The sequence below is a fragment of the Vibrio sp. 10N.286.55.E10 genome (genome assembly GCF_002872555.1).
Lineage (GTDB): Bacteria > Pseudomonadota > Gammaproteobacteria > Enterobacterales > Vibrionaceae > Vibrio > Vibrio crassostreae.
The window spans coordinates 20,417-45,338 of the sequence record NZ_MCSD01000005.1 but is presented as its reverse complement, the minus strand read 5'-3'; the positions used below and the strand labels follow the sequence as shown (position 1 = coordinate 45,338).

At 44.3% G+C, this 24,922-nt stretch carries 36 protein-coding genes; 9 read left to right on the top strand and 27 right to left on the bottom strand.

Translation table 11 applies throughout. The features are described 5' to 3' along the window. Positions 1-114: 114 nt before the first annotated feature. Complete coding sequence (pspG, locus tag BCV39_RS04995; RefSeq protein ID WP_017059950.1) at positions 115-336, bottom strand: envelope stress response protein PspG; 222 nt, start codon at positions 334-336, stop codon at positions 115-117. Between the two features lie 206 nt (positions 337-542). Further along, entirely contained in the window at positions 543-1,547 is a 1,005-nt protein-coding gene (gene dusA, locus BCV39_RS04990) for a tRNA dihydrouridine(20/20a) synthase DusA (protein WP_019822275.1), read from the bottom strand. A 104-nt stretch (positions 1,548-1,651) separates the two neighbouring features. On the opposite strand from dusA, the gene BCV39_RS04985 reads away from it, so the two are divergent. The 3 genes from BCV39_RS04985 to BCV39_RS04975 all read left to right on the top strand — a co-directional run bounded on the left by BCV39_RS04985 (position 1,652) and on the right by BCV39_RS04975 (position 4,208). Next, positions 1,652-2,719: a site-specific integrase gene (locus BCV39_RS04985; protein WP_102433530.1), complete on the top strand. Its 1,068-nt coding sequence runs from the start codon at positions 1,652-1,654 to the stop codon at positions 2,717-2,719. Positions 2,720-2,803: 84 nt separating this feature from the next. Then, positions 2,804-3,733, top strand: coding sequence for an endonuclease/exonuclease/phosphatase (locus BCV39_RS04980; RefSeq protein ID WP_206748274.1), 930 nt, complete (start codon positions 2,804-2,806; stop codon positions 3,731-3,733). Further along, the gene (locus BCV39_RS04975) at positions 3,726-4,208 is read left to right on the top strand and encodes a hypothetical protein (RefSeq protein WP_102433528.1); all 483 of its coding nucleotides are present in this window, start codon (positions 3,726-3,728) and stop codon (positions 4,206-4,208) included. Before BCV39_RS04980 ends, BCV39_RS04975 begins: the two co-directional genes overlap by 8 nt. A gap of 23 nt (positions 4,209-4,231) precedes the next feature. Here BCV39_RS04975 and BCV39_RS23120 read toward each other — a convergent pair whose 3' ends face one another. The 19 genes from BCV39_RS23120 to BCV39_RS04895 all read right to left on the bottom strand — a co-directional run bounded on the left by BCV39_RS23120 (position 4,232) and on the right by BCV39_RS04895 (position 13,726). Further along, a complete protein-coding gene (locus tag BCV39_RS23120) occupies positions 4,232-4,390 on the bottom strand; it encodes a hypothetical protein (RefSeq protein ID WP_198591321.1) in 159 nt (52 codons plus the stop codon). Continuing rightward, on the bottom strand, positions 4,391-4,609 hold the full coding sequence (locus BCV39_RS04970; protein ID WP_102433527.1) for a hypothetical protein: 219 nt from the start codon (positions 4,607-4,609) through the stop codon (positions 4,391-4,393). Positions 4,610-4,645: 36 nt separating this feature from the next. Next, complete coding sequence (locus BCV39_RS04965) at positions 4,646-5,074, bottom strand: M15 family metallopeptidase (protein ID WP_050621050.1); 429 nt, start codon at positions 5,072-5,074, stop codon at positions 4,646-4,648. Positions 5,075-5,147: 73 nt separating this feature from the next. Further along, the gene (locus BCV39_RS04960; protein ID WP_050621042.1) at positions 5,148-5,831 is read right to left on the bottom strand and encodes a hypothetical protein; all 684 of its coding nucleotides are present in this window, start codon (positions 5,829-5,831) and stop codon (positions 5,148-5,150) included. After that, positions 5,831-6,481: a hypothetical protein gene (locus tag BCV39_RS04955; RefSeq protein WP_054542934.1), complete on the bottom strand. Its 651-nt coding sequence runs from the start codon at positions 6,479-6,481 to the stop codon at positions 5,831-5,833. The genes BCV39_RS04960 and BCV39_RS04955 overlap by 1 nt, the downstream gene beginning before the upstream one ends. After that, the gene (locus BCV39_RS04950; protein ID WP_102433526.1) at positions 6,478-7,401 is read right to left on the bottom strand and encodes a hypothetical protein; all 924 of its coding nucleotides are present in this window, start codon (positions 7,399-7,401) and stop codon (positions 6,478-6,480) included. The genes BCV39_RS04955 and BCV39_RS04950 overlap by 4 nt, the downstream gene beginning before the upstream one ends. Further along, positions 7,382-7,588 (bottom strand): hypothetical protein, encoded by a 207-nt coding sequence (locus BCV39_RS04945; protein ID WP_004735824.1) that lies wholly within the window; start codon positions 7,586-7,588, stop codon positions 7,382-7,384. Before BCV39_RS04945 ends, BCV39_RS04950 begins: the two co-directional genes overlap by 20 nt. Next, the gene (locus tag BCV39_RS23115) at positions 7,588-7,734 is read right to left on the bottom strand and encodes a hypothetical protein (protein ID WP_170960258.1); all 147 of its coding nucleotides are present in this window, start codon (positions 7,732-7,734) and stop codon (positions 7,588-7,590) included. The genes BCV39_RS04945 and BCV39_RS23115 overlap by 1 nt, the downstream gene beginning before the upstream one ends. 2 nt (positions 7,735-7,736) lie before the next feature. Continuing rightward, the gene (locus BCV39_RS04940; protein ID WP_004735826.1) at positions 7,737-8,009 is read right to left on the bottom strand and encodes a hypothetical protein; all 273 of its coding nucleotides are present in this window, start codon (positions 8,007-8,009) and stop codon (positions 7,737-7,739) included. Between the two features lie 9 nt (positions 8,010-8,018). Further along, positions 8,019-8,834, bottom strand: coding sequence for a major capsid protein P2 (locus BCV39_RS04935; RefSeq protein ID WP_102433525.1), 816 nt, complete (start codon positions 8,832-8,834; stop codon positions 8,019-8,021). Positions 8,835-8,846: 12 nt separating this feature from the next. Further along, positions 8,847-8,975: a hypothetical protein gene (locus BCV39_RS23415; protein WP_256099348.1), complete on the bottom strand. Its 129-nt coding sequence runs from the start codon at positions 8,973-8,975 to the stop codon at positions 8,847-8,849. A gap of 131 nt (positions 8,976-9,106) precedes the next feature. Further along, the gene (locus BCV39_RS04930) at positions 9,107-9,751 is read right to left on the bottom strand and encodes a hypothetical protein (RefSeq protein ID WP_170960831.1); all 645 of its coding nucleotides are present in this window, start codon (positions 9,749-9,751) and stop codon (positions 9,107-9,109) included. 79 nt (positions 9,752-9,830) lie between these two features. Then, on the bottom strand, positions 9,831-10,298 hold the full coding sequence (locus BCV39_RS04925) for a hypothetical protein (RefSeq protein ID WP_102433523.1): 468 nt from the start codon (positions 10,296-10,298) through the stop codon (positions 9,831-9,833). After that, the gene (locus BCV39_RS04920; protein WP_102433522.1) at positions 10,285-10,824 is read right to left on the bottom strand and encodes a hypothetical protein; all 540 of its coding nucleotides are present in this window, start codon (positions 10,822-10,824) and stop codon (positions 10,285-10,287) included. The genes BCV39_RS04925 and BCV39_RS04920 overlap by 14 nt, the downstream gene beginning before the upstream one ends. After that, positions 10,817-11,134: a hypothetical protein gene (locus BCV39_RS04915; RefSeq protein ID WP_059021666.1), complete on the bottom strand. Its 318-nt coding sequence runs from the start codon at positions 11,132-11,134 to the stop codon at positions 10,817-10,819. The genes BCV39_RS04920 and BCV39_RS04915 overlap by 8 nt, the downstream gene beginning before the upstream one ends. Before the next feature lie 64 nt (positions 11,135-11,198). Next, on the bottom strand, positions 11,199-13,028 hold the full coding sequence (locus tag BCV39_RS04910) for a replication endonuclease (protein ID WP_102433521.1): 1,830 nt from the start codon (positions 13,026-13,028) through the stop codon (positions 11,199-11,201). Continuing rightward, complete coding sequence (locus BCV39_RS23310; protein WP_054542926.1) at positions 13,028-13,222, bottom strand: hypothetical protein; 195 nt, start codon at positions 13,220-13,222, stop codon at positions 13,028-13,030. Before BCV39_RS23310 ends, BCV39_RS04910 begins: the two co-directional genes overlap by 1 nt. 9 nt (positions 13,223-13,231) lie before the next feature. Then, a complete protein-coding gene (locus BCV39_RS04900; protein ID WP_102433520.1) occupies positions 13,232-13,462 on the bottom strand; it encodes a hypothetical protein in 231 nt (76 codons plus the stop codon). A gap of 9 nt (positions 13,463-13,471) precedes the next feature. Next, positions 13,472-13,726, bottom strand: coding sequence for a pyocin activator PrtN family protein (locus BCV39_RS04895; protein ID WP_016787890.1), 255 nt, complete (start codon positions 13,724-13,726; stop codon positions 13,472-13,474). 134 nt (positions 13,727-13,860) lie between these two features. Between BCV39_RS04895 and BCV39_RS04890 the strand changes: the two genes are divergently transcribed. From BCV39_RS04890 to BCV39_RS04870, 4 genes are all read left to right on the top strand, one after another. After that, a complete protein-coding gene (locus BCV39_RS04890) occupies positions 13,861-14,466 on the top strand; it encodes a S24 family peptidase (RefSeq protein WP_102433519.1) in 606 nt (201 codons plus the stop codon). A gap of 20 nt (positions 14,467-14,486) precedes the next feature. Further along, complete coding sequence (locus BCV39_RS04885; protein ID WP_017071571.1) at positions 14,487-14,906, top strand: type II toxin-antitoxin system PemK/MazF family toxin; 420 nt, start codon at positions 14,487-14,489, stop codon at positions 14,904-14,906. A 698-nt stretch (positions 14,907-15,604) separates the two neighbouring features. After that, the gene (gene zur, locus BCV39_RS04875; protein ID WP_048661606.1) at positions 15,605-16,063 is read left to right on the top strand and encodes a zinc uptake transcriptional repressor Zur; all 459 of its coding nucleotides are present in this window, start codon (positions 15,605-15,607) and stop codon (positions 16,061-16,063) included. Between the two features lie 17 nt (positions 16,064-16,080). Further along, positions 16,081-16,542, top strand: coding sequence for a chemotaxis protein CheX (locus tag BCV39_RS04870; protein ID WP_017059940.1), 462 nt, complete (start codon positions 16,081-16,083; stop codon positions 16,540-16,542). 147 nt (positions 16,543-16,689) lie between these two features. On the opposite strand, the gene pgi is transcribed toward BCV39_RS04870, so the two are convergent. Beyond that, positions 16,690-18,342: a glucose-6-phosphate isomerase gene (pgi, locus tag BCV39_RS04865; protein WP_102433517.1), complete on the bottom strand. Its 1,653-nt coding sequence runs from the start codon at positions 18,340-18,342 to the stop codon at positions 16,690-16,692. A gap of 326 nt (positions 18,343-18,668) precedes the next feature. On the opposite strand from pgi, the gene BCV39_RS04860 reads away from it, so the two are divergent. Then, complete coding sequence (locus tag BCV39_RS04860; protein WP_102433516.1) at positions 18,669-19,088, top strand: secondary thiamine-phosphate synthase enzyme YjbQ; 420 nt, start codon at positions 18,669-18,671, stop codon at positions 19,086-19,088. Between the two features lie 117 nt (positions 19,089-19,205). Here BCV39_RS04860 and BCV39_RS04855 read toward each other — a convergent pair whose 3' ends face one another. The 3 genes from BCV39_RS04855 to BCV39_RS04845 are packed head-to-tail and all read right to left on the bottom strand — an operon-like array spanning position 19,206 to position 22,918. Next, a complete protein-coding gene (locus BCV39_RS04855) occupies positions 19,206-20,411 on the bottom strand; it encodes a BamA/TamA family outer membrane protein (RefSeq protein WP_102433534.1) in 1,206 nt (401 codons plus the stop codon). 23 nt (positions 20,412-20,434) lie between these two features. Next, complete coding sequence (gene alr / locus BCV39_RS04850; RefSeq protein WP_102433515.1) at positions 20,435-21,520, bottom strand: alanine racemase; 1,086 nt, start codon at positions 21,518-21,520, stop codon at positions 20,435-20,437. Positions 21,521-21,526: 6 nt separating this feature from the next. Further along, entirely contained in the window at positions 21,527-22,918 is a 1,392-nt protein-coding gene (locus tag BCV39_RS04845; protein ID WP_016767560.1) for a replicative DNA helicase, read from the bottom strand. Positions 22,919-23,094: 176 nt separating this feature from the next. Here BCV39_RS04845 and BCV39_RS04840 point away from each other — a divergent pair, with 176 nt between their 5' ends. Beyond that, a complete protein-coding gene (locus BCV39_RS04840; RefSeq protein ID WP_102433514.1) occupies positions 23,095-23,979 on the top strand; it encodes a DUF481 domain-containing protein in 885 nt (294 codons plus the stop codon). 181 nt (positions 23,980-24,160) lie between these two features. Here BCV39_RS04840 and rplI read toward each other — a convergent pair whose 3' ends face one another. Further along, on the bottom strand, positions 24,161-24,613 hold the full coding sequence (rplI, locus tag BCV39_RS04835; protein WP_010434182.1) for a 50S ribosomal protein L9: 453 nt from the start codon (positions 24,611-24,613) through the stop codon (positions 24,161-24,163). A 38-nt stretch (positions 24,614-24,651) separates the two neighbouring features. Further along, a complete protein-coding gene (rpsR, locus tag BCV39_RS04830; RefSeq protein WP_000090472.1) occupies positions 24,652-24,879 on the bottom strand; it encodes a 30S ribosomal protein S18 in 228 nt (75 codons plus the stop codon). Between the last annotated feature and the right edge of the window lie 43 nt (positions 24,880-24,922).

Genomic DNA, 24,922 nt, shown 5'->3' with positions numbered 1-24,922 from the left:
ATCGTAGTGCTAATTGTATGCACATTCATAGATTATTGGGGAAAATTCTACCACACATCTTAAATTCTAAAACGATAAACCGCTGACGAGTAAAGATTTGACGGCACTATGACCTTAGTAACGTCTCTGGTTAGAACTGTGTACAAAGTTTTTGAAAAACCACACACCGATTGCAATCACGATCAACCAAGGCAGTAACTTAAACACAACGCCCATCATACCTAAGACCAACATGACTAATAACGCTACTCCGGTTGCAGCCAATACCGTCATAAACGTGATACCTGTGACAAGCAGAGTTGCGACGAAAATAAGAACAAAGATTAATTCAAACATAATGGTCTCCCTAATGAGTTAATGACCTATCTTTCCTACTTTCTAACATTGCAGCTTCCATACCAAGTATGCCAACCCAATAAAATCCTTATTTATCAGATAAATAAAAAGCCACACATCTTCATGCATGGCTTTTCGGAAACTTGTGGTGGTAAATTTAGCCTCTAATGGCGAATTTAACCTTAAGCTTTTAACTTAGAGGGAGCTTAAACATTTAGCTCTTTAGGGATCTTAGCCAATGCTGTTTGCATCACTTCGATACCTGCACCTTTCTTATGTGCGTTTTCACTGATGTAGCGACGCCATTGTCTTGCACCAGGCATGCTTTGGAACAAACCAAGCATATGACGAGAGATATGTCCTAAGCTTGCGCCATTTGAAAGTTCACGTTCGATGTACGGGTACATTTCTTCAACCACTTGTGAGCGCTTCTTGATTGGCGTGTCTAAACCAAAGATCTGCTGATCGACTTCAGCCAAGATAAATGGGCTATGGTAAGCCTCACGACCAATCATCACGCCATCAAGGTGTTGTAAGTGCTCTTTAGTTTGCTCAAGAGTAGTAATGCCACCATTCACGGCAATCACCAGATCAGAGAAATCTTTCTTGATTTGATATGCACGATCATAATCTAGAGGTGGGATCTCACGGTTCTCTTTCGGACTCAGGCCACTCAACCACGCTTTACGCGCATGGATAGTAAATTGCTCACAGCCACCTTTTTCAGAAACCGTCGAAACAAACTTAGTTAGAAACTCATAAGAGTCTTGGTCATCGATACCGATACGCGTTTTCACGGTAATTGGAATATCAGTGACTTCTTTCATCGCTGAAACACAATCTGCCACCAGCTCAGGCTCAGCCATTAGGCACGCACCAAAGCGACCATTCTGAACTCGGTCTGAAGGACAACCGACGTTAAGGTTTACTTCATCATAACCACGTTCACCAGCAAGCTTGGCACAAGCAGCCAGATCAACCGGATTAGAACCGCCGAGTTGAAGAGCAAGAGGATGCTCTTGCTCGTTATATTCTAGAAAGTCGCCCTTACCATGTAAGATCGCGCCCGTTGTTACCATTTCCGTGTACAGAAGAGTCTGCTGAGAAAGCAAACGGTGAAAGTAACGACAGTGGCGGTCAGTCCAATCGAGCATGGGTGCAACAGAAAGTCGGTTACTAGCGTATTTACTGGTTTTATTAGTGTTTGTCATGATTCAGTCTCAATTAATACTGTACAAACATACAGTGAATTACCTAGAATTAAACGGAATTACTTCCTGTAGTACCCCTCAAGTACCCCTTTAGGAGTTGGACAATGGCAAGTTATACCATCGAGACCAGAAAGCTAAAAAGCGGTGAACCAAGGTTCAAGGTAACAATCATCGTTAAAAAGAATTCGCGCATTATACACAGGGAAAGCAAAACTCTAAAAAAGAAAGCACTCGCTAAAGCTTTCGGTAAAAAAAGGGTAGCTGAACTAGAAGCTCAAGGGGTACTCAATCAGCCAAAAACAGTCCCCCTTTCGGTACTCCTCGATTTGTTCATGGCTGAGCGTGATCTCTGGGACAATACAGGTCGAACAAAACGCTACGTTATTAAGATGCTTAGGGATTGCGACATCGCCCAAGTTGAGAGTAATCAGCTAAGAACTAGCGACTTAATCGAGCACTGTAAAAATAGAAGAGGCGCAGGAGCCAAACCCGCAACGATTTATCATGATATTGCTTACCTACGTTCTGTAATGAAAAAGTCTAAGCCAGTCTTCAACATCGACACCAATCACCAGATATTTGATGAAGCCGTACCCGTTCTGATTGATATGGGGTTAGTCGGTAAGAGCCAGAAACGAACACGTCGCCCAACTTCTGAAGAACTGAAACTCTTAAAGCTTGGATTAGAACAACGTGAATCTTTCCGACCAAACGGCACAACTCGAATCCCATTCACTGACATTCTTGAATTCAGCATTCTCACTTGTATGCGAATAGGTGAAGTCTGCAAGCTGCGTTGGGAAGACCTCAATCAAGAGCATAAAACGATACTGGTTAGAGATAGAAAAGACCCAAGGAAGAAAGAAGGCAATCACATGATTGTTCCGTTACTTGGTGAGTCATTCGAGATCGCACTAAAACAACCAAACAAAGGTGCACTCATTTTCCCGTACAACTCACGAAGCGTTAGTGCAGGCTTTCAAAGAGTGAGAAACGAATTAGGTATTGAGGATTTGAGGTATCACGACCTACGAAGAGAGGGGGCAAGTCGACTGTTTGAAAAGGGCTACTCAATTGAAGAAGTAGCCCAAGTAACTGGGCATAGAAATCTAAACATTTTGTGGCAAGTTTATACTCAATTGTTTCCTCACAAGTTACATAAAAAGAATTAGTTTCACTTAAGCATTTGATGTATTAGTAAAATTGCCATGTATAATCGAAAGCTACCTGATTTTCACATCATATACTTTCATACTATGCAAAATAGCGACCTAATTCGCCTCTACAATTTAAGATTTGCTTGGTGGAATATTGGTATCTCACCTGCAGCCGCAAGTAAATCTGACATGGTGGATTTTGATACTTTAACAACCGAACTTTTAGCGCTATTTACTGTTCATCGAGCATCACTATTAGCTATATGCGAAGTAAGCAGCTCAGATGTAAAAGAGATAGAACAAAGGTTGCCACACCCATATAGAATCTTAGACCTTACTTTTAAAACGGGTCGTACACGATTTGATACTGCGATCATTTACGACTCAAAAAAAATACATGTCAGTCACTTAAAAGATTTGACTAGCAAAATACAAGGGCGAACCATAAAAGCAGCCCAGAAGATAAAGGTAATTGAATTAAAAGACGGTGACGAATTTGTACTATATCTCTGTCACTGGCCTAGTCGCCTGAGGGGAGATGGGGAGAGTAAACGGATCAGAGCTGCTGATATTCTCTATTTAGATTCTTCGGAAGAAATGAGCAATGGTAAACTAGCTGTGATAATGGGTGACTTCAATGACAACCCATATGACATCAGTATACAAAACAACCTCTGTGCACTTAGATGTCATGATGCAACCAGAAAATATCCAATGGAGATTTTTTACAACCCATTTTGGCGAAAACTCGTATCTAAATCGAACTACAATCACCTTTCAGAAAAACAAAATAAGTTTCACTCTGGTTCTCACCACTATGCAAGTGCCCCGCAGTCAAACTGGCATATGTTCGACCAAATTATGGTATCTGGTGGCTTCTTAGGCAGCACAAATTGGCACCTACAAGAAAGTGAAACTGGTGTGATCGACAACGGCCAATACTTAACGAATATTTTAGATAACGGTTCAATATACGATCACTTACCTGTTATCTGTGAAATTACTAAACCAGAGGTAAACAATGTTTAATTTCAATGAAAAGTTACTTGAAGGCGCACAAGCTAGAGATCAAGCTGTTGAATATAAAAAACAAGTTTCTGATGTCTACAAAGAGCTAGCTGTAAACATAAGCACCTTTTTAGGCTTTGATGTTAATTTTTACGAAGGTGATGAATACGAGTCTACTGATTCTGGGGTCGGTTCTAAGTATGCAGCAACGGCAGCTGGAATAGCTGCTGCTGCATTATCTATAAATGGCTTGGGGCTAAACAACCGAAAGAAAACGGGATATAAGCTAGTATCACTATCTACCAAAAACCGCGAGCTTAAAACGGGTACTTTGTTTAAAACGATAGAACCAGATAGTGGTTACCCTATAACCATCACCCATAAGAAATCAGAGCGTTTCTGCTACAACCAAAGCGAATTAGTTGAAGCGTTAAGCGATCTGGTATCGACTGTATTTTTTCATGACGAATTACAGAAACTAAAGAAAAAAGACTAGTCCTTAGATCTTTTTTGCCCTCCCTAGAGAGGGCTTTTGTTTTCCAATCGAGTCAAACGCTCGTCCATCTTTTCCATCATCAAGCGCAGCCACTTAACATCTGTTTTGAGTGTAATGCCTACACCTACCCCGCTAGATAAAGCGCTGACAACTGCGATGATAAGTGTTTGATACTCTGCCATTTACTTGAACTCGTTGCGTAGGGTTTCCCATAAGCCAAATACTATTGGAGCACTTGCGCCAATAATGCCACCGAATTGAACACCGTCTGTCGATACGCTCGCGGTGATAAGTTCAGGGTGACCAACTACCAAAGCAGCTCCCGCGCCAAGTAACGCTAAACCCTTTTTAGTGGATGGTTGGTCAAGGTCGATTCCGATTTTTTCTAATAAGCTTTTCATAGTAATTTGCTCTTCCTTAAATACTTGATGATGTAACTATGAGTAATGGGCTCTATCGAGTTCGATATGAGGACCATCCTTAAAGCTGACCCAATCACCGCCCCATACAATCGGAATACCTAACTCATCCGCTGCCTGTTTGAATGCCCAACTCACTTGTTCGTAATAACTAAAGCCCCACGTCACTTTGCCGTTTTCGTCGTACACCACAAAATCAACCGCGCAGCCTGATTGATGACGGCTTTTTTTGCTGTATCCGTCTAACTGGCTTGCTCCTTGTTTGAATAGAGCGTTCTGTTCCTCTGCGGTGCGCTTACCTGACGTAATGCCAAAATCAAACGGGGTTAGCTCAATAGCGCGGCGAACGACTCGCTTTAAATCACCGCGTACGCCCACCATGCGCATCTCACTTCTAGCTGATAAAGCAAAGCCACTCACTATTTTGATTATCTTGTCTTTTTTCATTAGGTATCCCCCAAACAGGATCAGGAAAAGCAGTACTAGCAAATACTTAATATTCATTACCACCAAACCCTTATTAATCAGGCACCGGATAAACAGCTTCCTCAGCAATCCACGCCTTTTTGACATGAATAAGCCCAAACAAGTTTTCTAACGTTGCAGGTGCCTCTTCCAAGTAAACCATCACATCATTAGTTATATCTTCCACATCGAAAGAAATTTGAAGTTCTGATTCAGCAATACTGGCTACATCGCCCGCTTGAACATTAAGAACAACATCAGACGAACCACCAAAGACCAATGACGAATCACTCGAAGAGTACGCAGCTGTCACACTGCAATACGCGCCTCTATATGATGGGGCGGCTTGAGTCTTAATTCCGATTACGCAAGAAATAGGAGTATCTAACGCACTCACCTTCGCAGCCGTTGACGCATCAAGATTTATCTTCCCTTTGAGCGTGACCGACATCATTAACGATACAGAATCATAAGGCTCCGCTTTCGTTATCAAATCGACTGCTGACTTTAATTGCATTCTTCGACCCCACTCACCATTAATGCTTTCATTTCGATGATACAGAGCCGCGTTATGACTACGTTCAGGGTCGTTATAAAGGTTATTTAAGATGGTCACGAAACCGGACGCACTCCCGCCATCTTGAGCACTTAGAGGAATACAGGCCAAGACATTAGCCCCGACTTCCCCAACTGAGCCCGAACTCGAAGAGGCTTGGGGCGGGTTTGAAAGTTGGAACATTAGATAAACTCCCCTACTTTGACGCTATCGCCTATGGCACCTTGCAGTGTCACGATGGCATCCGTTTGAATTAATGTATGACCGCCAGCTGTAAGATCAATTAAGCCTTGCACCAACACGGGACTGGCATTGTCGGTAGAAGCCTGAATAAAGAGCCCTTTACGCCCAGCTTTCCCATCAATAATTTGCTCATCGCTTGTTAAATCCAATAACCCACTGCCGACCTTTTGCAAGGTGTACAAATCAGCAAGCTTTTCCACCTTGAGGACGTCATTTTGAATGCGTGTTTTTACCTCGGTTTGGACTTCGCCCACCTTTATCGGGGATAGAACTTTATCAACGGTAATTGGCGTTAAAATCTCGCTAATCGCTACCGAATTACTGATATCAATTTTTTGCGCTTTGGTGATGATTGGAACATCTGCGATTTGATATTCAATCGTCACGGCATCCGCTTTGTGATTAAAAAGTTCAAGCTCGTCAAAACGAGTGATATCAACCGTGTCACCGCGTTCAATCTCTACAGGTCGCAGAGCATCACCGCGCAGCATGACGGTATTACTCGCTTCACGCATGATGAGGTACTTACCAGACTGACCTGCGTTAAATTTGATGGCTTCGCCAGTATTTAAAGTATGCAGTTGCTTCATTGCTTACGCCCCGCGAACATATAAGCCATCGTTAATAACGAGACGAGAATCCCGACAATAAGCGACACATTTTTCAGTAACTCGTTATTGCTTTCGTTCTCACCCGTTTGCTCTCGCGCTTTTGCTGCCCCTGCTATGGCAAGTGCTGCTTTGGTCGTTTCCGTTTGTTGGCCTGCCATGGATTTAATGGAATCTATCGCATGCTCGCTAAGATTTGCATTTGCATCCAATGCGCTCTCACCAAAACTGAACGCTCCGTCTAACGCTTTCTCACCAAATCCCAAAGATGCATCAACGGTGTCTGCTGAAAAATCTAATGCGTCAGTTCCGAAATTAAACGCTTCTTCTGCCGTTCGACCTGCAACCGCCATTGCACCATGGTCAGTCATGCTTAAATTAATGTCAGAGTTCTCTATCCCTGACAGCGCAAAGCCATTGTTATCGCCACCGATACCTTGGCTATTGCTTTTGTTTGTGGTTGTGGTGACGGTTTTAGCGTCACTTCTTGAGCTACTTTTCCCGCCCATATCATCAAACCTTATCTGTAATACATGCTCATTCTTGTGAGTTTCAACCTCTCGAACAGGCAATCGTAATTTACGCTGAATATAGCGATGGGCTCCGCGTTTGCTAAAGTGGGCGCGAATGGAGTCAAAGCCGTTCGCTTTACCGTGATTAATTGCACTGAGCGTACCCGCTGCCATATCACCCGCTAACGCAACAACCACCAACTCCTTAGAGCCTGATTGTGATTGCTCACCGCGCAGTAACATGTAGGTATCTTCCACTCGATAAAGGGACTCTCGCCCCTCTTGAACTTCAATTTCTGCTTGTTTGAGGTAATCACCAAGGGCTTTACATAGCCTCGGCTTGGCATTGCCCCAAGTTTCAGGAATTAAGTTACTTTCGAGTGAGAACATACAGCGCAATCAGAGCAACAAGCGCAATACCCCACCACGGTATGCCGTTGTTGCTGCCAAAATTCATTGCGCCAGCAGTAAAGCCACTGTTATTTGTGGTGTTAGACGTGTTACCTGATTTTGCTGGACCCGAAGACCCGCCCGTCAAGCCACCGCCACCCGTTAAAGACGTTAATGAACCTAGCATTAGCGAAACACTCCCGATTTGTAGGCAAGGTATAACAAGGCAATCAACGCGGTAGCAGTCAGAGCCTTATTGATACCCTGACTCACACCAAACCCAAGCGCAGACCCAAGACCAAGACCACCTAAACCAATGAAAAGTAATGGCATAACTATTTACCTTTCAGCATGACAACAAGCAGAACCAGCACTAACAGCGCAGCAATACCACCACCGATATAAAGCAGGGTGTTATCTTTCGCTACAAGTGAGCCTTGAGGGGTTGTAACAGCGTTGCCGTTATTATCAACAACGGGTGCATTAGGTTGCTGGGTAGTGTTTGGGTTAGATGAATTGTCATCATCACCAAACAGCCAATCAGCATTTTCACCCACGCTATCAAGCGCACCGCCCCCAAACTCTAAGAGGTCATCAAAAAAGCTCATATCGGCTCCTTAGCTTCGACCCGCGAGCATTTCAGGGCGAACCACTTTCACCGATTCAACCAAAATAGGGATTGAGCCTGCTACGTCACTCGTTGTTACTGAGAACTTCAAGTTAGAGCTGTGCTGTGTTGGAAATAGCTCATCGATAGAGAAACCACGCACAATAGGGTCGAAGTGAAAGTACCCCGCTTGAGGTGTGCGTTCGTTACGCTTGGCGTTCGCTTCATTGATAAATTTGTTGGCTTCGTACTCTTTAACAAAGTCGCGCTCAACTTCGAGTTTAGTGATACCCGCGTGCATGAAGTGCGCACGACGTAAACTAATCAACGGGCTTGATACTAGGCTTGTGAATTCGTTCACCCCTGCCGCGTTCGCTGGCATGGTTTCACGCTTAACCATTGGCACGATGATTCGTGCAGGTTGCGCATTCGTCACCCACGCATGGACTTGAATCGATAGCGGGTCACCACTGGCTTTCGCTTTGAACTGAACATCTAGGTGAATGTTGTCACCCGCTTCCGTCACCAGTCCCGTGTAACGAACACCATTTTTAGTACGTGCGGAAATATCACTAAATGGGATCACGTAGTGGCCTGTTGTATGAGCACGTTGTTTGTAACGCTCAAGCATCAAAATCTCACTGCCCGTTAAGACATAGATTTCTTCTGCATTAAGCGTGATAGACAAACGCTCGATATCGGCGGCTTCGGCATTGGTCTCTAGTACCAGCTCTTGATAAGTAGGTCCTACTGGGATAGGTAGCGTACCTTTTTGCCCCCAAGCAGCACCGACCATTGAATTAAGTTTGATTGGTTTTACTGACATGTTTATATCTCCTTAAAACCAGCCACGCTTGCCGTTAATGAGTTCTTTGACTGCTTCTAGCGTTGATACGTTATTGATGATGGCAATCACCAGTAAGGTCAGTGCTACAGCAATCAACATGTTTTTATGTTGAGCTTTCATGAGTTCCCCTGTCTCTCGACGTTGGATTGTGAATAATCAAATTGAGCGTTTATCAAATAGGAGTGAGGTAAAAAAAGGAAGGGAAAGTAACCTATAGGTTGAACGGGTAACCTATAGGTTAAAAAGGTCGATTAACGGTAGTTTAAATTGAGCTTAGAGCCTGACTGACAGTTAAACGCTTTGTGCTCGATATTGCCGATACCATCACCAATCAATAAGTATTCGGCTATCGGTTTACCAATGCGTTCTTTATTGACCTTGGCAGATTTCAGCCCCGCTACGATATTCACATCCAACCCGCGTTTATCCGCTATCCAGTGAGCATCACTCATTGAGTTAACCGCGCCCACCCACCAAACGCTTGATTGTTCAGTCACGGTTTTTGGTACTTCTTGCCCTCGTTGAAACACCGTATGCACCACCAGACCGTATTGACGACCTCCGCGCAAAAGCTCACCCGCACGACCTCGAAGCTTGCCCGAGGTTTCAACACATGACGCCAATTCTTCGATAACGGTATAGAGCTGGCTAGCCCGACCGTTACCCACCGACCACACCACCGACGCAAAGAACTCTAATTCGTCGGCAGTTGCCCCATTTGCTGGAATGTAGGCCAGCTTAAACGAGCCACCGCGACGACGCGCCATAATGAGCGTTTTGACAAAGGTTAAGCGTGATGAAGTTCCGTGGCACATTTGACCTTGAAATTTACTCCCTGCGTAGTTGGTGTAGGGGTCAAAAAAGACCGCTTGAGCCGTTTTAGGGACTAGCCCCAAATGCTTAACGGCTGAGGTTTTACCTCCTCCTGTTCCCGCCACATAAATAGTGTGCTCGGCATCATGTGACGGGTTCGAGTTAACGGGGTTCGGTAGAGCTAGGGGCTTCGGCTTTTTCACCGTCCACCTCCTTTGATTGTTGCAGCATGACCAATTGCTTTTTTGAGGCATAAATCAAACCAAGAACCGCAAGTAATAAGGTCGCCTCTTCGATGTAATCCCCAAACACACCCATAAGCGTACTACCGTGTTTTGCAAAGACAGGCTCAGCCGCATCCATCACCGCTTGCTTACCTTTACCGTCAAACTCAAATTCAACTCCCGAAATGATGGAGGTCGCTTGCTCGGTTAAGGCAAACAAAATATTCAGCAAGCCCGCCATAGCTTCCGTTTTATCTTCGGTTACCGTCTCGGTTGGCTCGGTTAAGCCAACTAAATCGCTCTCGGTTTTCTCTTGTTCTTCTAGCTGATGGATAACGGAGCCAAAATCCCCCCAATCATCCAGTTCAACTTGTTCACCTGGTAAGGTTTCGTTAGCTTGCTCCATGTTCGCCCCCTTGCGGTTGTTCGGTTGGGGCTTTCGGTAGCAGTTGAGACACCGCCCAAATGATAAAGATAACCGACGCTAACCCCTTGATTACTCGTTTAAAGGGGAATTTACTTAGGGTCTTTTCTGTTTTTTCATCTGCTATCGTTTCGGTTACTTCTCGGTTGGAAACCACGTCTTTACTGACTTCATCCATTTGCACCGATTCGGTTAACTCAATTGCATCGATAGGGTTAGGCTCGGTTATCAAATCCGACTCAATAACCGAACCTTTCTCGGTTGGGTTCGGTTTAAGTTCGGTTAACTCAGCAACGGAATTCGCTTTGATGAACTCCGTAACCTTTTTGCTATTCGAACTGTTACCGCACTCAGGGCAACGGTAATACATCAGTCCAATGTTACGGCTGTTTTTTGGTGGCTCACCAGAGGCGATCAATTGACCCTCACCCACTTGGTGAGTGGTGGCGGTAGACTGGCAAACAGGACAGGCGATATACCCACGAACAGGGTTTTCATATTTAGCCATGGTTCACCTCGATGCTTTCTACATCACCAAGTTGCTCTTGGTTGGCCACGACGATAGCGCGGTACTTATTGCGCGCCACTCCATTGAGTTTTTCGAGTTGCTCTAATTGCTCAAATAGATTGACTGGAAGCCCTAACGCCTCCAGTGATAAGTTGCCACCCATCAACATTCCCATGGCTTTTTTCATGAGCTTGCTGGTATCCATTTCTTTAAAGCGGTCGATTTCCACTTTCATGTTGCTGGTTAGTTTGTCAGCCGCGTCCAAAGCGGCTAAATCTCGCTGGCACTCTTCAAGCGATAGTATTTTCATTTCAATCCTCTGTCTCACGACGTTGTTTAGTGTTTAGCCCCTGATTCACATCGTTGGCAATGGTTTAATACACAATCAGACGATTGTTTTTGAAACTGATATTCGTGTATTTATCTATTTGAACTTTTGCCCCCCGCATTAGCGGTGAGATTAGACATTGGACTCCCTCCACGCTCCATCCGGTCACGCGTTGAAGATGTTCAACTAAGGGAGAGTTACAGTTATTTTCAGTGCTCCAAGGTGAGACGCTCCGCGCCTCTTGAAGACGCTTCACGTCTTTTTTCTTAACGAGCGAATAGCACTCGCTAGACGTTTCGATAAGACGACCGAGCCAAGAAAAGCCGATCACCTTTTTAGTTGTTTCACCGTATTGGTTTTGTTTTGTTTGGTAGGCCACTTTTGCACTGTCAGCCAGCTGGCAGAACAGCGACCACTTCGAAGAATCTGCCGCTTGGCGCAATTCTTCGAGCTTTGGGTCTATCATGGTCTGTTCCGGTTTTGCCCTGCGTAGATTTCGCCAAAGGGAAACGGGCTTACCACCAAATTGCTGAAACTGACGGATTCGGTGAGTGGAAGCCCAAGCACGTGCACGATAGGCTGATTCTTCACCCTCGTTTTCTGGCATGTGCTTACCGTTAATGTTCTTCGAGACGTATTTAGCAATGTAGGCAGTCGCCCCGCCTTTTTTAGGATCAGCTTCTTTCACATCAAAACGAGGCGAAATATCAGAACCTAGTTCGTGCTTATCCTCAGAGATAGCGCACAATTTTAAGGTTTCGATAATGAAGTCTTTATCGTCAGGCGAACAAAATAGAAAGTAGTGAGCGTGACTGGTCGCGTCTTTGTGTGGTTCAGCTACTCGAAAACCAAAATAATGAATCTCTTCTTTGGCTATTAGTGCTCGGCCTAAAGCCCATTGCTGCATGAGAACTTGGTGGCCGTCTTTGATACTCGCACCATTCCACTTTTTAGATACTCGGTGGTATTTACTCGGCAACGTCCAAGTAATGAAAAGCGCGGTATAACCTAAGTCTTGAGCTAGTTCTTCAAACCCGCGAGAACGCACCATCATTTCAATACGACGGTTTTCTGGGTTCGCAGTCGTTCGTTTGACCACATCTTCGAGGTTGAACGAATCACCCGTCTCGTTATTCATCACGGCCATGGTTTCAAGGAATGCTTTAGCGTCACGCTGTTTCTGTTTCCAGTTGGCAAATGACAACGCACTGATCACCGGTGACTGATGTTTTCCCTCACCAACTCGCTCAAGCGTGATTTGTGAATACTCAATGTATTGTGCTCGGAGGTGTAACAAGCGTCCCTCAATCCAAGACTCGGATTGCATCTTTAATACGGCTACCTGTAGGTCTTGTTCTAACTCTTCCGGTTTCTTGTCGCGCTTTTTAAGGTTCACTTGTGGCGCGTTAACATGAATCGTTTTTAGTTCAGCTTCCTGCAATTGGTAAACATGCTCTATCGCATCTAAAAAGCTTTTGAATACTTCCGGTTGGCTTTCTTCGGTAAGCAGTAACGCGCATTTGTCAGCGAACTCTTTTGCTAGTTCGCTGACAGCATCATCACGCATCAAAATATCGTGGCTTAAAGGTTGAGTTCGGCTCTTAGCGCGACTATCAACAAACGGGAATTTGTCTTCAATGAAGTGAGCTCTTTTCAGCCCAAATTTAACGGCATCTTCTGCCGCTAGTATCAGATTTTCTTTGGTAGGGTTTTGGCGTTGTTTACGCTTGGCTATTTTGCGCTTCACATCGTTACGCACGATTTTAGGCAAGCGAGGAAAGAAGCGTTTAGTGAACGCAGAGTAACGAGTGAGTTCCCCTGCGTCACTTTTAGCTTCCATGTTAGCAAATGCGGCTATCATCGCTTGTTCGTTCATTACAGCCCCGTACACGAATTATTTGTGCAAACGTAATTCATCGGTCTAGCTTTGCGCTTTGAACGCTTCGACAAGCCGTGTTTTTCACGTAACTGCTCTATCAAATGAATAGAGCGTTCGCGTAGTTCCGGTTTTGGGTCAACCATGCCAAGCATATCGGGACAAGGTAGGTGGATAGGGTCAGAAACGGTCATAACGAACCCCTAAGCAAAGTTTCGAACGGCAACGACTAGTCCCGTTTCACGGAAATGCTCTAGCCTTAATCGCATTGGAAACTTGTCACTCTTTAACTCGGCCTCGTACGCAGCAAAATAAACAGTCGAGTAATAGGGATATTTCTGACCAAGACTAAAAGCTGTATAAGCCGACGCTTTCCCTCTGATAACTAACCGTAAACTTTTGAAGTCTTGTTTGAGTTGGTTGGTATTTTTCATAAGTCCCCCTTAAAGATTCACTGATTGCCATTCGGTTTTAGCTTGCTCATATCGCTTGTCGATATAGGCAGCTAAGTCATCAATTTTGATTAAGGTCGGGCTACGCTCTGAATCGCGCAACTTAAAGGTAGGGACGGGAAAGTCGCAAGCTTTCGCTCTTTGTTCAGCTGTTCTTGAGGTAATACCAAAGAACTCTTGGCTAACTTGTTTCAGTTCTACGGTTGGATTTTCAAACCTAGCTAGTAGTGCAAATTTTGTGTTCATAGTTCCTCCGTGTAGTACACTTGAAGTCATTCGAGGAAACTTAAATATCCCTCAAACCTCCCTAATCATTTCACGGGGAATTATTGAGGATCTAATTTCAATTAGCAACCCCAAATGTACACGGAGATTTTTCAATGGGAACTTTTGAGGAACAATTAAAAGAACTTAAAGAGCTTACTAACACATCTAAGAATGTTGATTTAGCAAGGGTTTTAGGGAAGTCACCTAAGACCATTTCCAACTGGAAACACCGTGATCACATCCCCGAAGATATTTTCTTAAAAGCGAAAGAGATCGCAAAAACAGGCTCAATTGCACCGAAAGGTTATTTGGAATTGAAGTTCTTCGATATTGAGGTGAGTGCTGGACAAGGTACGCTCGTTGAAAAAGAAGAAGAATCTAGCGCAATGGTTTTCAGTGAGCGATTCATTAGGCAAGAGCTTGGTTTTAACCCAAACAACATTTTCTTAATGCCTGTTCGTGGTGACAGCATGATCCCGACTCTCAAAAATCAAAGCATCGTAATGGTGAACCGAGTTGATGGTTTTTCTACTGACGGAATTTACGTATTTAGATATGACAATCGACTAATGGTGAAAAGACTTCAATTCCTACCAAACGGTATCAAGGTAGTCAGTGACAATAGTGCGTATGAAGCATGGGAACTAGGCAAAGAAGAGATTAAAAGCGCCGATTTCGAGATCATCGGTGAAGTGGTTTGGTCAGGGCAGAGAATGTAACTTAGAAAAAGGAGAATAACTTGGGATTAAAATACTCACCAAAAGTTGGCCAGATACTCATGTGTGATTTCAAAGGAATGAAAGAACCTGAAATGGTAAAAAGACGTCCGGTTATCGTCATAAAATCTTCTCGTTATGGACCAAAGTTAGTACAAGTAGCTTGCCTAAGTACTGCCACCCCAGAACCGCAAATGGCCTATCACATGTTAATCGATGATAAATACCTACCCAGAGATAAATTCTTTGAAGGAAAGGAAACATGGTTGAAAGGCGACATGATTTACACAATGGGTTTTGAGCGGTTAGACCTGATCAGGCTAGGGTTTGATAATGGTAAAAGGGTTTACTTCGAGCAATCACTTAGCCGTGAAAACATGAAAAGTATTTTCACTTGCGTATTACATGGGATGAACCTAGGACACTTGGGTAATCACCTGTAATGCTTAATATTATTTGCCTAAACTAAAGGTCATTGAGGGTTATTGAGAGTCATTGGAGGATATTGAACGCGGTTAATAACTTGCCAGTTCTAGGCTATACATGTAATATTTAATTGTTCCCGCTCCTTTGAGGAAACTCAAAGAGATGCACTAAGACTGTTTTCGTAGGATTACAGCCAGCCCAAAGACAGGTGATAACAAACCTATTGGTGCTGCCGATTTACAGAACCCTCGCTTCGGCGGGGGTTTTCTGTATCTAAGGAATAGCATAGAACGCTACGTGGTACTCCTATGGTACCCCTCAAACTAGCTCAGCCCTTGCTAAGGCTGCTTAATCAATCCAATCGAGCATTGGAGCGACAGACAGCCTACATGAATGTGTCATGGCAAAGTACCCTAGTAGCGAGTCAAAAAAATATGCTGGAATACCCAGCAAAAGCAAGGTCGGCTATTGTAAATGCTATGCCCTGTTTGTGCTATATGAACTTTGCCTCACACTTTTTTATAAACCTATTCACCAGATCTCTAATTCAGCCTCATTAATCAGTTATGCCTTGAGTCACACTGTCATTTTGAGTTACCTTGTCTTATTCAAAGTCGTGGGTCACAATACGCTCTGTACCTGACTTTAATAGAAATCATTGGCCCCCAAAACGTAGTAACCTAGAAATAGGGTTTAATTAGGGATGGCCGATTGAATGGTGAAAAATTTGGACCACACATTAATAGAGCAAGTTGAAGGGATATGCGCATCGCGAGGCGTTAGATTGACGCCTCAGAGAAAGCGAGTGTTTGAGCTCATTCTCTCTAATAAAAAAGCCTCCAGTGCTTATGAATTGTTAGAGCAGTTGAAAGTCAGTGAACCACAAGCCAAGCCTCCTACGGTTTATCGCGCTTTAGATTTCTTGTTAGAACAAGGTTTCATTCACCGAGTTGAGTCAACCAATAGCTTCATATGCTGCTGTTCTTGCAATGCCAACAAACATTTCTCCCAACTACTGATCTGCGATAAATGTGGCACTGTGATAGAACTGCAAGACGATGCGCTTGTCACCCTACTCGCCAGTAACGCTGAGAAGCATAGCTTTCAATTGACTAATCATGTCATTGAATCGCATGGCATTTGCCAATCTTGCTCCTCCGAGATGAAAGAATAAGATTATAGAAGAACATTATGCGCGCTGAATTTGTAAACCCGTTTTTAGCTTCTTTGATGAACGTACTAAAAACGATGGCTTCTCTAGAATTGAAGCCACAAAAACCGAGAGTTAAGAAAGATGAAATCGCTCGTGGCGATGTATCCGGCCTAATTGGTATGGTGGGTACACAATCTCGTGGCTCTATGTCGATCACCTTTGATGAAGGTCTCGCTCTCGAAATCATGGAAAACATGCTCGGTGAACGACCAAACGGCCTCAACGAAGAAGTGACCGATATGGTGGGTGAAATCACTAACATGGTGACTGGCGGTGCAAAACGTATTCTTGCGGAAAGCGGTTTTGACTTCGATATGGCAACGCCAATCGTGGTTTCCGGTAAAGGTCATACGATTCGTCACAAGTGTGATGGGGCAATCATCATCATGCCTTTTTCATCTCAATGGGGTAATGCTTTCATCGAGATCTGTTTCGAATAACAGCTGTTTATTTCTAGCAGTACTGAGTACAAAGAAGGTTGGCATAATGCCAGCCTTTTTTATTACCTGCGATTTAACCATTGCTTGCTCTACAGATACAAAAACGCCAACCCGAAGGTTGGCGTTTTTTGGATGCTATCGACTCAATTAAGCTTTAAGCGCTTTAAATGCGTTGATTAGACCGTTCGTTGAGCTGTCGTGAGATGTTACTTGAGTATCATCAGCAAGCTCTGGAAGAATTTGGTTTGCTAGTTGCTTACCAAGTTCTACACCCCATTGGTCGAAGCTGAAGATGTTCCAGATAACACCTTGAACAAAGATCTTGTGCTCGTACATCGCGATTAGGTTACCTAAAGAGCGAGGGTTGATTTGCTTAACAAGAATTGAGTTCGTTGGGCGGTTACCTTCAAACACTTTGAAAGGTACTAGCTCAGCAACTTCTTCAGCTGTTTTGCCCGCAGCTAGGAATTCAGCTTCTACAGTCTCTTTTGTCTTACCGAAAGCTAGAGCTTCAGTTTGAGCAAAGAAGTTAGACATTAGCTTCTGGTGGTGATCAGATGCTGGGTTGTGGCTGATAGCAGGCGCGATGAAGTCTGATGGGATCAGCTTAGTGCCTTGGTGAATCAGTTGGTAGAAAGCGTGCTGGCCGTTTGTACCAGGTTCACCCCAGATGATAGGACCAGTTTGGTACTCTACCGGGTTACCTTCACGGTCTACAAACTTACCGTTTGATTCCATGTTACCTTGCTGAAAGTAAGCAGCAAAACGGTGCATGTATTGATCGTAAGGTAGAATTGCTTCTGACTCAGCGCCGTGGAAGTTGTTGTACCAAATACCGATAAGCGCAAGGATGACTGGAATGTTGCTTTCAAACTCAGTTGAGGCAAAGTGGTTATCCATCTCGTGAGCACCTTCTAGTAGCTCAACGAAGTTATCGAAGCCAACAGAAAGAGAAATAGAAAGACCGATCGCAGACCATAGTGAGTAACGGCCACCAACCCAATCCCAGAATTCGAACATGTTGTCAGTATCGATACCAAACTCAGCAACTGCAGTTGCATTAGTTGATAGTGCTGCGAAGTGTTTAGCTACGTGTGCGTTGTCACCCGCTTCAGCCAAGAACCAATCACGTGCAGAGTGCGCGTTAGTCATTGTTTCTTGAGTAGTGAATGTTTTAGATGCCACTAAGAATAGCGTTGTTTCTGGGTTCAGAGGCTTAAGTGTCTCAACGATGTGAGTGCCATCTACGTTAGAAACGAAGTGCATGTTTAGACGAGTTTTATATGGCGTTAGAGCTTCAGTCACCATGTATGGACCAAGGTCCGAACCGCCGATACCGATGTTGACTACATCAGTGATCTCTTTACCTGTGTAACCTTTCCACTCACCAGAAACGATGCGGTGCGTGAACAGTTCCATTTTTGCTAGTACAGCGTTAACAGCAGGCATTACGTCTTTGCCATCAACCATTACTGGGTTGTCGCTACGGTTACGTAGAGCAGTGTGAAGTACTGAACGACCTTCAGTCTTGTTGATTGCATCACCGCCAAACATCGCTTCAATTGCAGACTTAACTTCAGTCTCGTTTGCAAGAGCAAATAGGTGCTGCATAGTCTCAGCGTCGATTAGGTTTTTAGAGTAATCCACTAAGATGTCTGAACCGAAGCGAGTAGAAAAGCTCTCGAAACGCTTTGCATCTTGAGCAAATAGCTCTTTCATATCCATATCTTGAGCAGACTCAAAATGTGCCGTTAGAGCTTTCCACGCTTGTGTATGCGTTGGGTTGATATTTTTCAACATGGTATCTATCCCGATGTTACTGTAGGTTTTATTCTAAACGTCACCTAGGTGATGAATAGAACCCCCGATTAGGCGAAAGTTTATATTTTTCTGTGATGACCAAACCGCGCCACCACTGAAAGATTCTTTGTAATTTTTTTTCACGACGTATTATGCCGCATATGAAGAGCTGTACCTTGAGATAAATCAGGATTAGATTTCCTGACAGAAGAATCGGTACAGACTCTAGCTCTAACATAATTAAATGTGAGCGAGACCTGATAAATTCAAGTTCAAAAGATAGCGTTAAACTACTTTTTTTCCAAATACATTATAAAGGATGGCGTATGTGGATTCAGAAGACTATACACCTAAATGCACGAAAGCGTGGATTTCATCTCATTACTGATGAAATTGAACAACAGATACACGATATCAATTCTCTATCTGTTGGTTTATTACATCTTTTTATCCAACATACCTCTGCCAGCATCACATTAAATGAAAACGCAGATCCTACCGTCCGTACCGATATGGAGTCGCACTTCAATAAGTTTATCCCAGAGCGAGCGCCCTACTACAGACACACCTATGAAGGTGATGATGACATGCCTGCCCACATTAAAGCATCGACACTTGGCACCAGTGTGACAATACCAATTAGCAATGGTCATTTAGCTTTAGGAACATGGCAGGGCATTTACTTAGGAGAGCACCGGGATTGTGGTGGAAGCCGAACTGTGATTGCTACGATGCAAGGTGAGTAGACTGCTTGAAAACAAGATCTCCTTAATAAAAACAATATCTTGTTAATAAAAAAGAGTGGTGCATTTCCACAACCACTCTTATAAAAATAGTATTTGGCCTACTGTAGGCCGAAAGCTTTAGAAGGGCTGATTTATCATGACCCTAAAGGTCCCTTCATCACCACCTCGCGCTAATTCAGCACGAACAACAATGCCTTCCACTTGGAAACGAACTGCGCCACCTAAGCTCCACTTCATGTCTGTATGCAGTGTTTTAATGTCGTACTCATCGGCAACACGCCCTACTTCAGCAAACGCTACCCATTGCCACCAAGGCAAGTCGTAGTAGTTAATCAGTGGGATATCGCCCAAAGGTTGCCAGTCAGGAAGCACTCGATACTCTGCAGAGTAATGCACTGCAGAGCGACCGTGATAACGGCCTCCGGTATAACCTCGTAATCGATACAAGCCACCTAATCGAGCTTGCTCGGTCTCCGGTGGACGAGCACAATCTTGCCCAGAGCAGTTATCCCATGTAGGCGTGTCAGCCGTATAGAAATCGAATGCTAAAACTTGTTGATCGAATAAGTCCCCTAAAGGACCTAAAGCAAAGTACTGACTATTTTGGAAGGTCCACTTGAGCCACAAGTCATCATTAGACCAGCTTTCTGCTCCGGTGGTGAATTCTAAGTTAGTATGAGAGCCCTTGGTTGGGTTACGTGTGCTATTACGGTTATCCCAATCAAACGCCAAACTAAAGCCCGTCGCCTCTTCAGAATTGTTTAAGCCTTCTAACTCTCGGGAAGTATAAAAAGGTGTAAAGACAATCGAGCTGACACCCGACTCAACGGGCGAAGCAAGGCTCACGTCTTTGATCGGTTGAAATGCCCCTAACAAGCCATATTCTGCAACATTGCCCCAAGGCAGCAGGTACTTAAACTCAAACTGATAGTTTTCTTCTAAGCCATCGGCAATGGTTTTGTCATCAATGGATGAATCATTATCGCCTTGAGAGCCAATGTAATACGGGTTGTCGTTGAAGCGAGCTTGATACATCTGAGTGCTAAACAGTACGCTCTCAGACAATGCAAAATTAAAGGCTGATAAGAAACCGACGTAGCTATCTTTATCTGAATAAAGTGCCATACCAAACAGAGCGGCTTGAGGTTGCCAAACACCCTTTGCGACACCCGCAACCCCAAAGGTGTTACCCATTGTTTCGGTGCTGAAGTAGAAAGGGACAAAGGCTGAATCTTTTTCTTCACTCAAAGCAGAGGAAGAAAAGCTGACACCAAGTAGCGCCATCACTGACATCACTAAGTGTCGAGTCGTTCGCTTGAACATCATTTACTTTATAAGAACCATGATTACTTCACATACTCCATCGCAACACGCGAAGTCAGTTTAGTGACCAACTCGTAAGCGATAGTGCCAATATGTTCCGCCACTTCTTCTGAAGGTAAGTCTTTACCCCATAGCGTCGCCTCATCACCGACTTTATCAGCCGCATCAGGGCCTAGGTCAACCGTTAGCATGTCCATGGATACTCGTCCTGCGATCGGTACTTTTCGACCGTTAACGAACACTGGTGTGCCGTTAGGTGCTGTACGAGGATAGCCATCACCGTAACCAATCGCGATAACTCCAACCTTGGTATCACGTTCACTGGTCCAGTTTCCGCCATAACCAACACTTTCACCGGCTTTCACATCGCGAACCGCTATCAGGTGTGAGGTCAAAGTCATCACTGGCAAAAAGCCAAGCTCTTGCGCTGATTTATCCACAAACGGAGATACACCGTAAGAGATGATTCCTGGGCGAACCCAATCAAGGTGGCTGTCAGGCCAAGCGAGTAAACCCGCAGAAGCAGCAAGTGAACGCTCGCCTTCACAACCTTCGGTAAGAGACAAGAAAAGCTCAGTCTGTTCAACGGTGGTGGTTCTATCTAGTTCATCAGCACAACCGAAATGGCTCATGTAACGCAGAGGTTTAGCTACGTTTGCACATTGATGCAAACGCTCAACAAAATTTTGGTATTGCTCAGGGCGAACACCTAATCGATGCATACCACTATCGACTTTTAGCCATACCACAACGGGGGTTTCCAAATCCGCATCCTCTAGCGCGCTTAATTGCTCTTCACAATGCACTACCGTTTGAATGTTATTGGTCACCAAGATGGGTAAATCGCCCGAAGAGTAAAACCCTTCCAGCAACAAAATAGGTTTAACAATGCCACCAGCACGCAGTTGTAACGCTTCTTCAATACGCGCCACACCAAAAGCATCAGAGCTTTTTGAATGCTTGGCGATATGCAGTAAGCCATGTCCGTAACCATTGGCTTTTACAACAGACATTACCTTGCACTGAGGAGCCTTCGACTTTATCTGGTTCAGGTTATGTTCGAGCGCGTTTAAATCAATGCTCGCCGTCGCCGCTTTCATGTAAGTCATTAGCGATTACTCATCATCAAATGCAGGACCTGCATAGTTATCAAATCGGGAGTGTTGACCTTGGAATGTCAAACGAACCGAACCGATAGGACCGTTACGCTGCTTACCAAGGATGATCTCAGCAATACCTTTCAGTGAGCTGTCTGGGTTATAAACCTCATCACGATAGATGAACATGATCAAATCGGCATCTTGCTCAATCGAACCTGATTCACGCAAGTCCGAGTTTACTGGGCGCTTATCAGCACGTTGCTCTAGGGAACGGTTAAGCTGAGAAAGTGCTACAACCGGAACGTTGAGCTCTTTTGCCAGCGCTTTCAATGAGCGAGAAATCTCGGCGATTTCAAGAGTACGGTTATCAGATAACGAAGGTACACGCATTAATTGAAGGTAATCTATCATGATCATAGAGATACCATCGTGTTCACGAGCAATACGTCGAGCACGAGAACGTACTTCTGTTGGCGTTAGACCCGAGCTGTCATCGATATACATATTCTTCTTATCCATAAGAATACCCATGCTCGACGAGATACGAGCCCAATCTTCATCGTCTAACTGACCAGTACGAATCTTGGTTTGGTCTACGCGAGAAAGTGACGCAAGCATACGCATCATCAGCTGTTCGGCTGGCATCTCTAGCGAGAAGATTAAAACAGGTTTGTCTTGCTTCATCGCTGCGTTTTCACACAAGTTCATCGCAAACGTGGTTTTACCCATCGATGGACGAGCAGCAACAATAATTAAGTCAGAACCTTGTAGGCCAGCAGTCTTTTTATTGAGGTCGTTGAAACCGGTATCGACACCTGTCACACCATCTTGTGGCGTTTTGTATAGGATCTCGATACGCTCTAGCGTCTTTTCTAGAATACTATCAACGTTTTGCGGACCTTCGTTTTCACTTGCACGGCCTTCGGCTATCGCGAAGACTTTACTTTCAGCAAGATCAACCAGCTCTTCCGATGTACGACCTTGTGGGTCATAACCAGAATCCGCAATCTCATTCGCCACCCCGATCAGGCTACGAACGAGTGCACGTTGCGCCACGATATCCGCATACGCATTGATGTTTGCCGCACTTGGGGTGTTTTTCGCTAAGTCAGCTAGGTAAGCAAAGCCACCCACTTCTTCAAGTTGCTCACGCAGCTCTAAATGTTCAGAGAGTGTAATAAGATCCAGAGGAGAGCTCTCTTCAAGGATATCCTTTACCGCTTCAAAGATCAGACGGTGAGGACGGCTATAAAAGTCTTTGGCCACAACCTTTTCGGCAACCGTATCCCAGCGTTCGTTATCCAATAACAAACCGCCAATAACAGATTGCTCAGCTTCTAATGAATGTGGCGGGACCTTGATGGCGTCCACCTGATCGTTGGCTGATTTCTGACTTTTGGTATCCACTATGACTACACTCAATAACTAATAATGATCGTTCATTATACCCAAGAACATCCGTTTGTAATCCGATCCTATGAGTTTGTTTTATTCTTCAGGAAGAATTTACCTATTGCTGACGGAATTAACCAAGGGTAGCATTACGATCCTGCCATTCACTCACTGTATAACTAGAGGTATGCGTGTCCAAATTATTGGCTCTGAGCACTGGTCTTCTAAGCACTGGTCTCCTGAGCGCTCCGTTGGCCTTAGCTGATGATGCTAAAGCCTCTGTTGATGCAATTCTCGACTCTATAGTAGTTCCAGAACCTACTGCTGAGCCGATCGTCGTTGCACCAGCACCTGAAGAAAAAGATATGGATATCGCACCGAGTGATACAAGTGATACAGAGCTGCCGAGCCCGCTAAAAACGGAAGTCGAATTTGGATATCAGTCGCATACTGGTAATTCTGATTCACGATCGCTTAACGCACGCCTTAACGGTGAGTACACGGCTGGCCGTCATAGAACCAGTGGTGAATGGAAATACTACAACCTCTACAAAGATGGCGAAGAAGATAAAAGGCAATCGACTTACTCGGCTCAAAGTGACTACAAGTTAAGCCCTAAAACCTACCTTTACGGCAGTTTCAAAGGTGTCGATTCACGATACAGCGCCTACTTTAAGGACTACACTGTTTCGAGCGGTCTGGGTTACCAGTTTTCAAATACAGAAGAGTTTGTATTGGAAGTCGAAGTCGGTCCGGGTTTTCGTTACCAAGAGCCGAATCTCGATGAGCTAGACGATGATGACATCATCTTCCCAGAGATTGTTGAAGAAGCGATTTTTCGTGGCAACGTGAATACGTCTTGGCAGGTATTGAAGAATTTACAGCTCAAGGCCGACGTGACGCTTGTCTCTGGTCACAGTAACCTAAAATTTGATACTGAGTTAGAAGCTATCAACGATATTACTGACAATATCGCGCTGAAGATCGCTCACTCTCGCCAGTACCACGATAAAGTGCCTGAAGGGTTAAGCAAAGAAGACTCTGTTCTATCTATAAACCTGCTATTCCAATTCTAATCTTAAGATCACTTCTAACCTTGAGAACGACCAGTTCAGCAATAACAGCTTATGGACCACTGTAAGCTTTTTACTTACCACAACCCTTCCTTGTACTTTCCTATATTCCAGACATAAAAAAACACCAGCCGAAGCTGGTGTTTAAAACTTTCAAAAGAAAGAATTCGTCTTGGTACTGAAATTACTCAGCTGCAACGATAGCGATTTTCGCAGTAGCAAAAACTTCAGAGTGAAGTTGGATGCTTACTTCGAATTCGCCGATGTTACGTAGAGCGCCTTCAGGTAGGCGTACTTCGCTCTTAGCTACTGCAACACCTGCCGCTGTAATAGCGTCAGCGATGTCACGAGTACCGATAGAACCGAATAGTTTACCTTCGTCACCAGCTTTAGAAGCGATTGTAACGCCTTCTAGAGTGTTAACGCTCTCTGCACGAGCTTCAGCAGCAGCTAGTTGCTCAGCAACTTTAGCTTCTAGTTCAGCACGACGAGTTTCGAACATAGCAACGTTGTCTTTAGTTGCCATAACTGCTTTACCCTGTGGGATAAGGAAGTTACGAGCGTAACCAGATTTAACGTTTACTTGGTCGCCAAGGCCACCTAGGTTACCGATCTTATCAAGTAGAATAACTTGCATTATCTTAGTCCTCTTAAACTATTATTAACTATTACCGATTACTGATGCTTGTCAGTGTACGGTAGTAGAGCTAGGTAACGAGAACGCTTGATAGCGCGAGCTAGTTGACGCTGGTACTTAGCGCTTGTACCAGTGATACGGCTAGGTACGATTTTACCAGCTTCAGTGATGTAGTTTTTAAGAGTTGCTACGTCTTTGTAGTCAATCTCTTGTACGCCTTCTGCAGTGAAACGGCAGAATTTACGACGACGGAAGAAACGAGCCATGGGCTATCTCCTGATCTTAAATTTAGTAAAGCGGTCTTTCACA

Coding starts and splice junctions, on each gene's coding strand:
- pspG (WP_017059950.1), bottom strand. CDS start 336: ATGTTTGAATTAATCTTTGTTCTTATTTTCGTCGCAACTCTGCTTGTC.
- dusA (WP_019822275.1), bottom strand. CDS start 1,547: ATGACAAACACTAATAAAACCAGTAAATACGCTAGTAACCGACTTTCT.
- BCV39_RS04985 (WP_102433530.1), top strand. CDS start 1,652: ATGGCAAGTTATACCATCGAGACCAGAAAGCTAAAAAGCGGTGAACCA.
- BCV39_RS04980 (WP_206748274.1), top strand. CDS start 2,804: ATGCAAAATAGCGACCTAATTCGCCTCTACAATTTAAGATTTGCTTGG.
- BCV39_RS04975 (WP_102433528.1), top strand. CDS start 3,726: ATGTTTAATTTCAATGAAAAGTTACTTGAAGGCGCACAAGCTAGAGAT.
- BCV39_RS23120 (WP_198591321.1), bottom strand. CDS start 4,390: ATGGCAGAGTATCAAACACTTATCATCGCAGTTGTCAGCGCTTTATCT.
- BCV39_RS04970 (WP_102433527.1), bottom strand. CDS start 4,609: ATGAAAAGCTTATTAGAAAAAATCGGAATCGACCTTGACCAACCATCC.
- BCV39_RS04965 (WP_050621050.1), bottom strand. CDS start 5,074: ATGAAAAAAGACAAGATAATCAAAATAGTGAGTGGCTTTGCTTTATCA.
- BCV39_RS04960 (WP_050621042.1), bottom strand. CDS start 5,831: ATGTTCCAACTTTCAAACCCGCCCCAAGCCTCTTCGAGTTCGGGCTCA.
- BCV39_RS04955 (WP_054542934.1), bottom strand. CDS start 6,481: ATGAAGCAACTGCATACTTTAAATACTGGCGAAGCCATCAAATTTAAC.
- BCV39_RS04950 (WP_102433526.1), bottom strand. CDS start 7,401: ATGTTCTCACTCGAAAGTAACTTAATTCCTGAAACTTGGGGCAATGCC.
- BCV39_RS04945 (WP_004735824.1), bottom strand. CDS start 7,588: ATGCTAGGTTCATTAACGTCTTTAACGGGTGGCGGTGGCTTGACGGGC.
- BCV39_RS23115 (WP_170960258.1), bottom strand. CDS start 7,734: ATGCCATTACTTTTCATTGGTTTAGGTGGTCTTGGTCTTGGGTCTGCG.
- BCV39_RS04940 (WP_004735826.1), bottom strand. CDS start 8,009: ATGAGCTTTTTTGATGACCTCTTAGAGTTTGGGGGCGGTGCGCTTGAT.
- BCV39_RS04935 (WP_102433525.1), bottom strand. CDS start 8,834: ATGTCAGTAAAACCAATCAAACTTAATTCAATGGTCGGTGCTGCTTGG.
- BCV39_RS23415 (WP_256099348.1), bottom strand. CDS start 8,975: ATGAAAGCTCAACATAAAAACATGTTGATTGCTGTAGCACTGACCTTA.
- BCV39_RS04925 (WP_102433523.1), bottom strand. CDS start 10,298: ATGGAGCAAGCTAACGAAACCTTACCAGGTGAACAAGTTGAACTGGAT.
- BCV39_RS04920 (WP_102433522.1), bottom strand. CDS start 10,824: ATGGCTAAATATGAAAACCCTGTTCGTGGGTATATCGCCTGTCCTGTT.
- BCV39_RS04915 (WP_059021666.1), bottom strand. CDS start 11,134: ATGAAAATACTATCGCTTGAAGAGTGCCAGCGAGATTTAGCCGCTTTG.
- BCV39_RS04910 (WP_102433521.1), bottom strand. CDS start 13,028: ATGAACGAACAAGCGATGATAGCCGCATTTGCTAACATGGAAGCTAAA.
- BCV39_RS23310 (WP_054542926.1), bottom strand. CDS start 13,222: ATGACCGTTTCTGACCCTATCCACCTACCTTGTCCCGATATGCTTGGC.
- BCV39_RS04900 (WP_102433520.1), bottom strand. CDS start 13,462: ATGAAAAATACCAACCAACTCAAACAAGACTTCAAAAGTTTACGGTTA.
- BCV39_RS04895 (WP_016787890.1), bottom strand. CDS start 13,726: ATGAACACAAAATTTGCACTACTAGCTAGGTTTGAAAATCCAACCGTA.
- BCV39_RS04890 (WP_102433519.1), top strand. CDS start 13,861: ATGGGAACTTTTGAGGAACAATTAAAAGAACTTAAAGAGCTTACTAAC.
- zur (WP_048661606.1), top strand. CDS start 15,605: ATGGTGAAAAATTTGGACCACACATTAATAGAGCAAGTTGAAGGGATA.
- BCV39_RS04870 (WP_017059940.1), top strand. CDS start 16,081: ATGCGCGCTGAATTTGTAAACCCGTTTTTAGCTTCTTTGATGAACGTA.
- pgi (WP_102433517.1), bottom strand. CDS start 18,342: ATGTTGAAAAATATCAACCCAACGCATACACAAGCGTGGAAAGCTCTA.
- BCV39_RS04860 (WP_102433516.1), top strand. CDS start 18,669: ATGTGGATTCAGAAGACTATACACCTAAATGCACGAAAGCGTGGATTT.
- BCV39_RS04855 (WP_102433534.1), bottom strand. CDS start 20,411: ATGTTCAAGCGAACGACTCGACACTTAGTGATGTCAGTGATGGCGCTA.
- alr (WP_102433515.1), bottom strand. CDS start 21,520: ATGACTTACATGAAAGCGGCGACGGCGAGCATTGATTTAAACGCGCTC.
- rplI (WP_010434182.1), bottom strand. CDS start 24,613: ATGCAAGTTATTCTACTTGATAAGATCGGTAACCTAGGTGGCCTTGGC.
- rpsR (WP_000090472.1), bottom strand. CDS start 24,879: ATGGCTCGTTTCTTCCGTCGTCGTAAATTCTGCCGTTTCACTGCAGAA.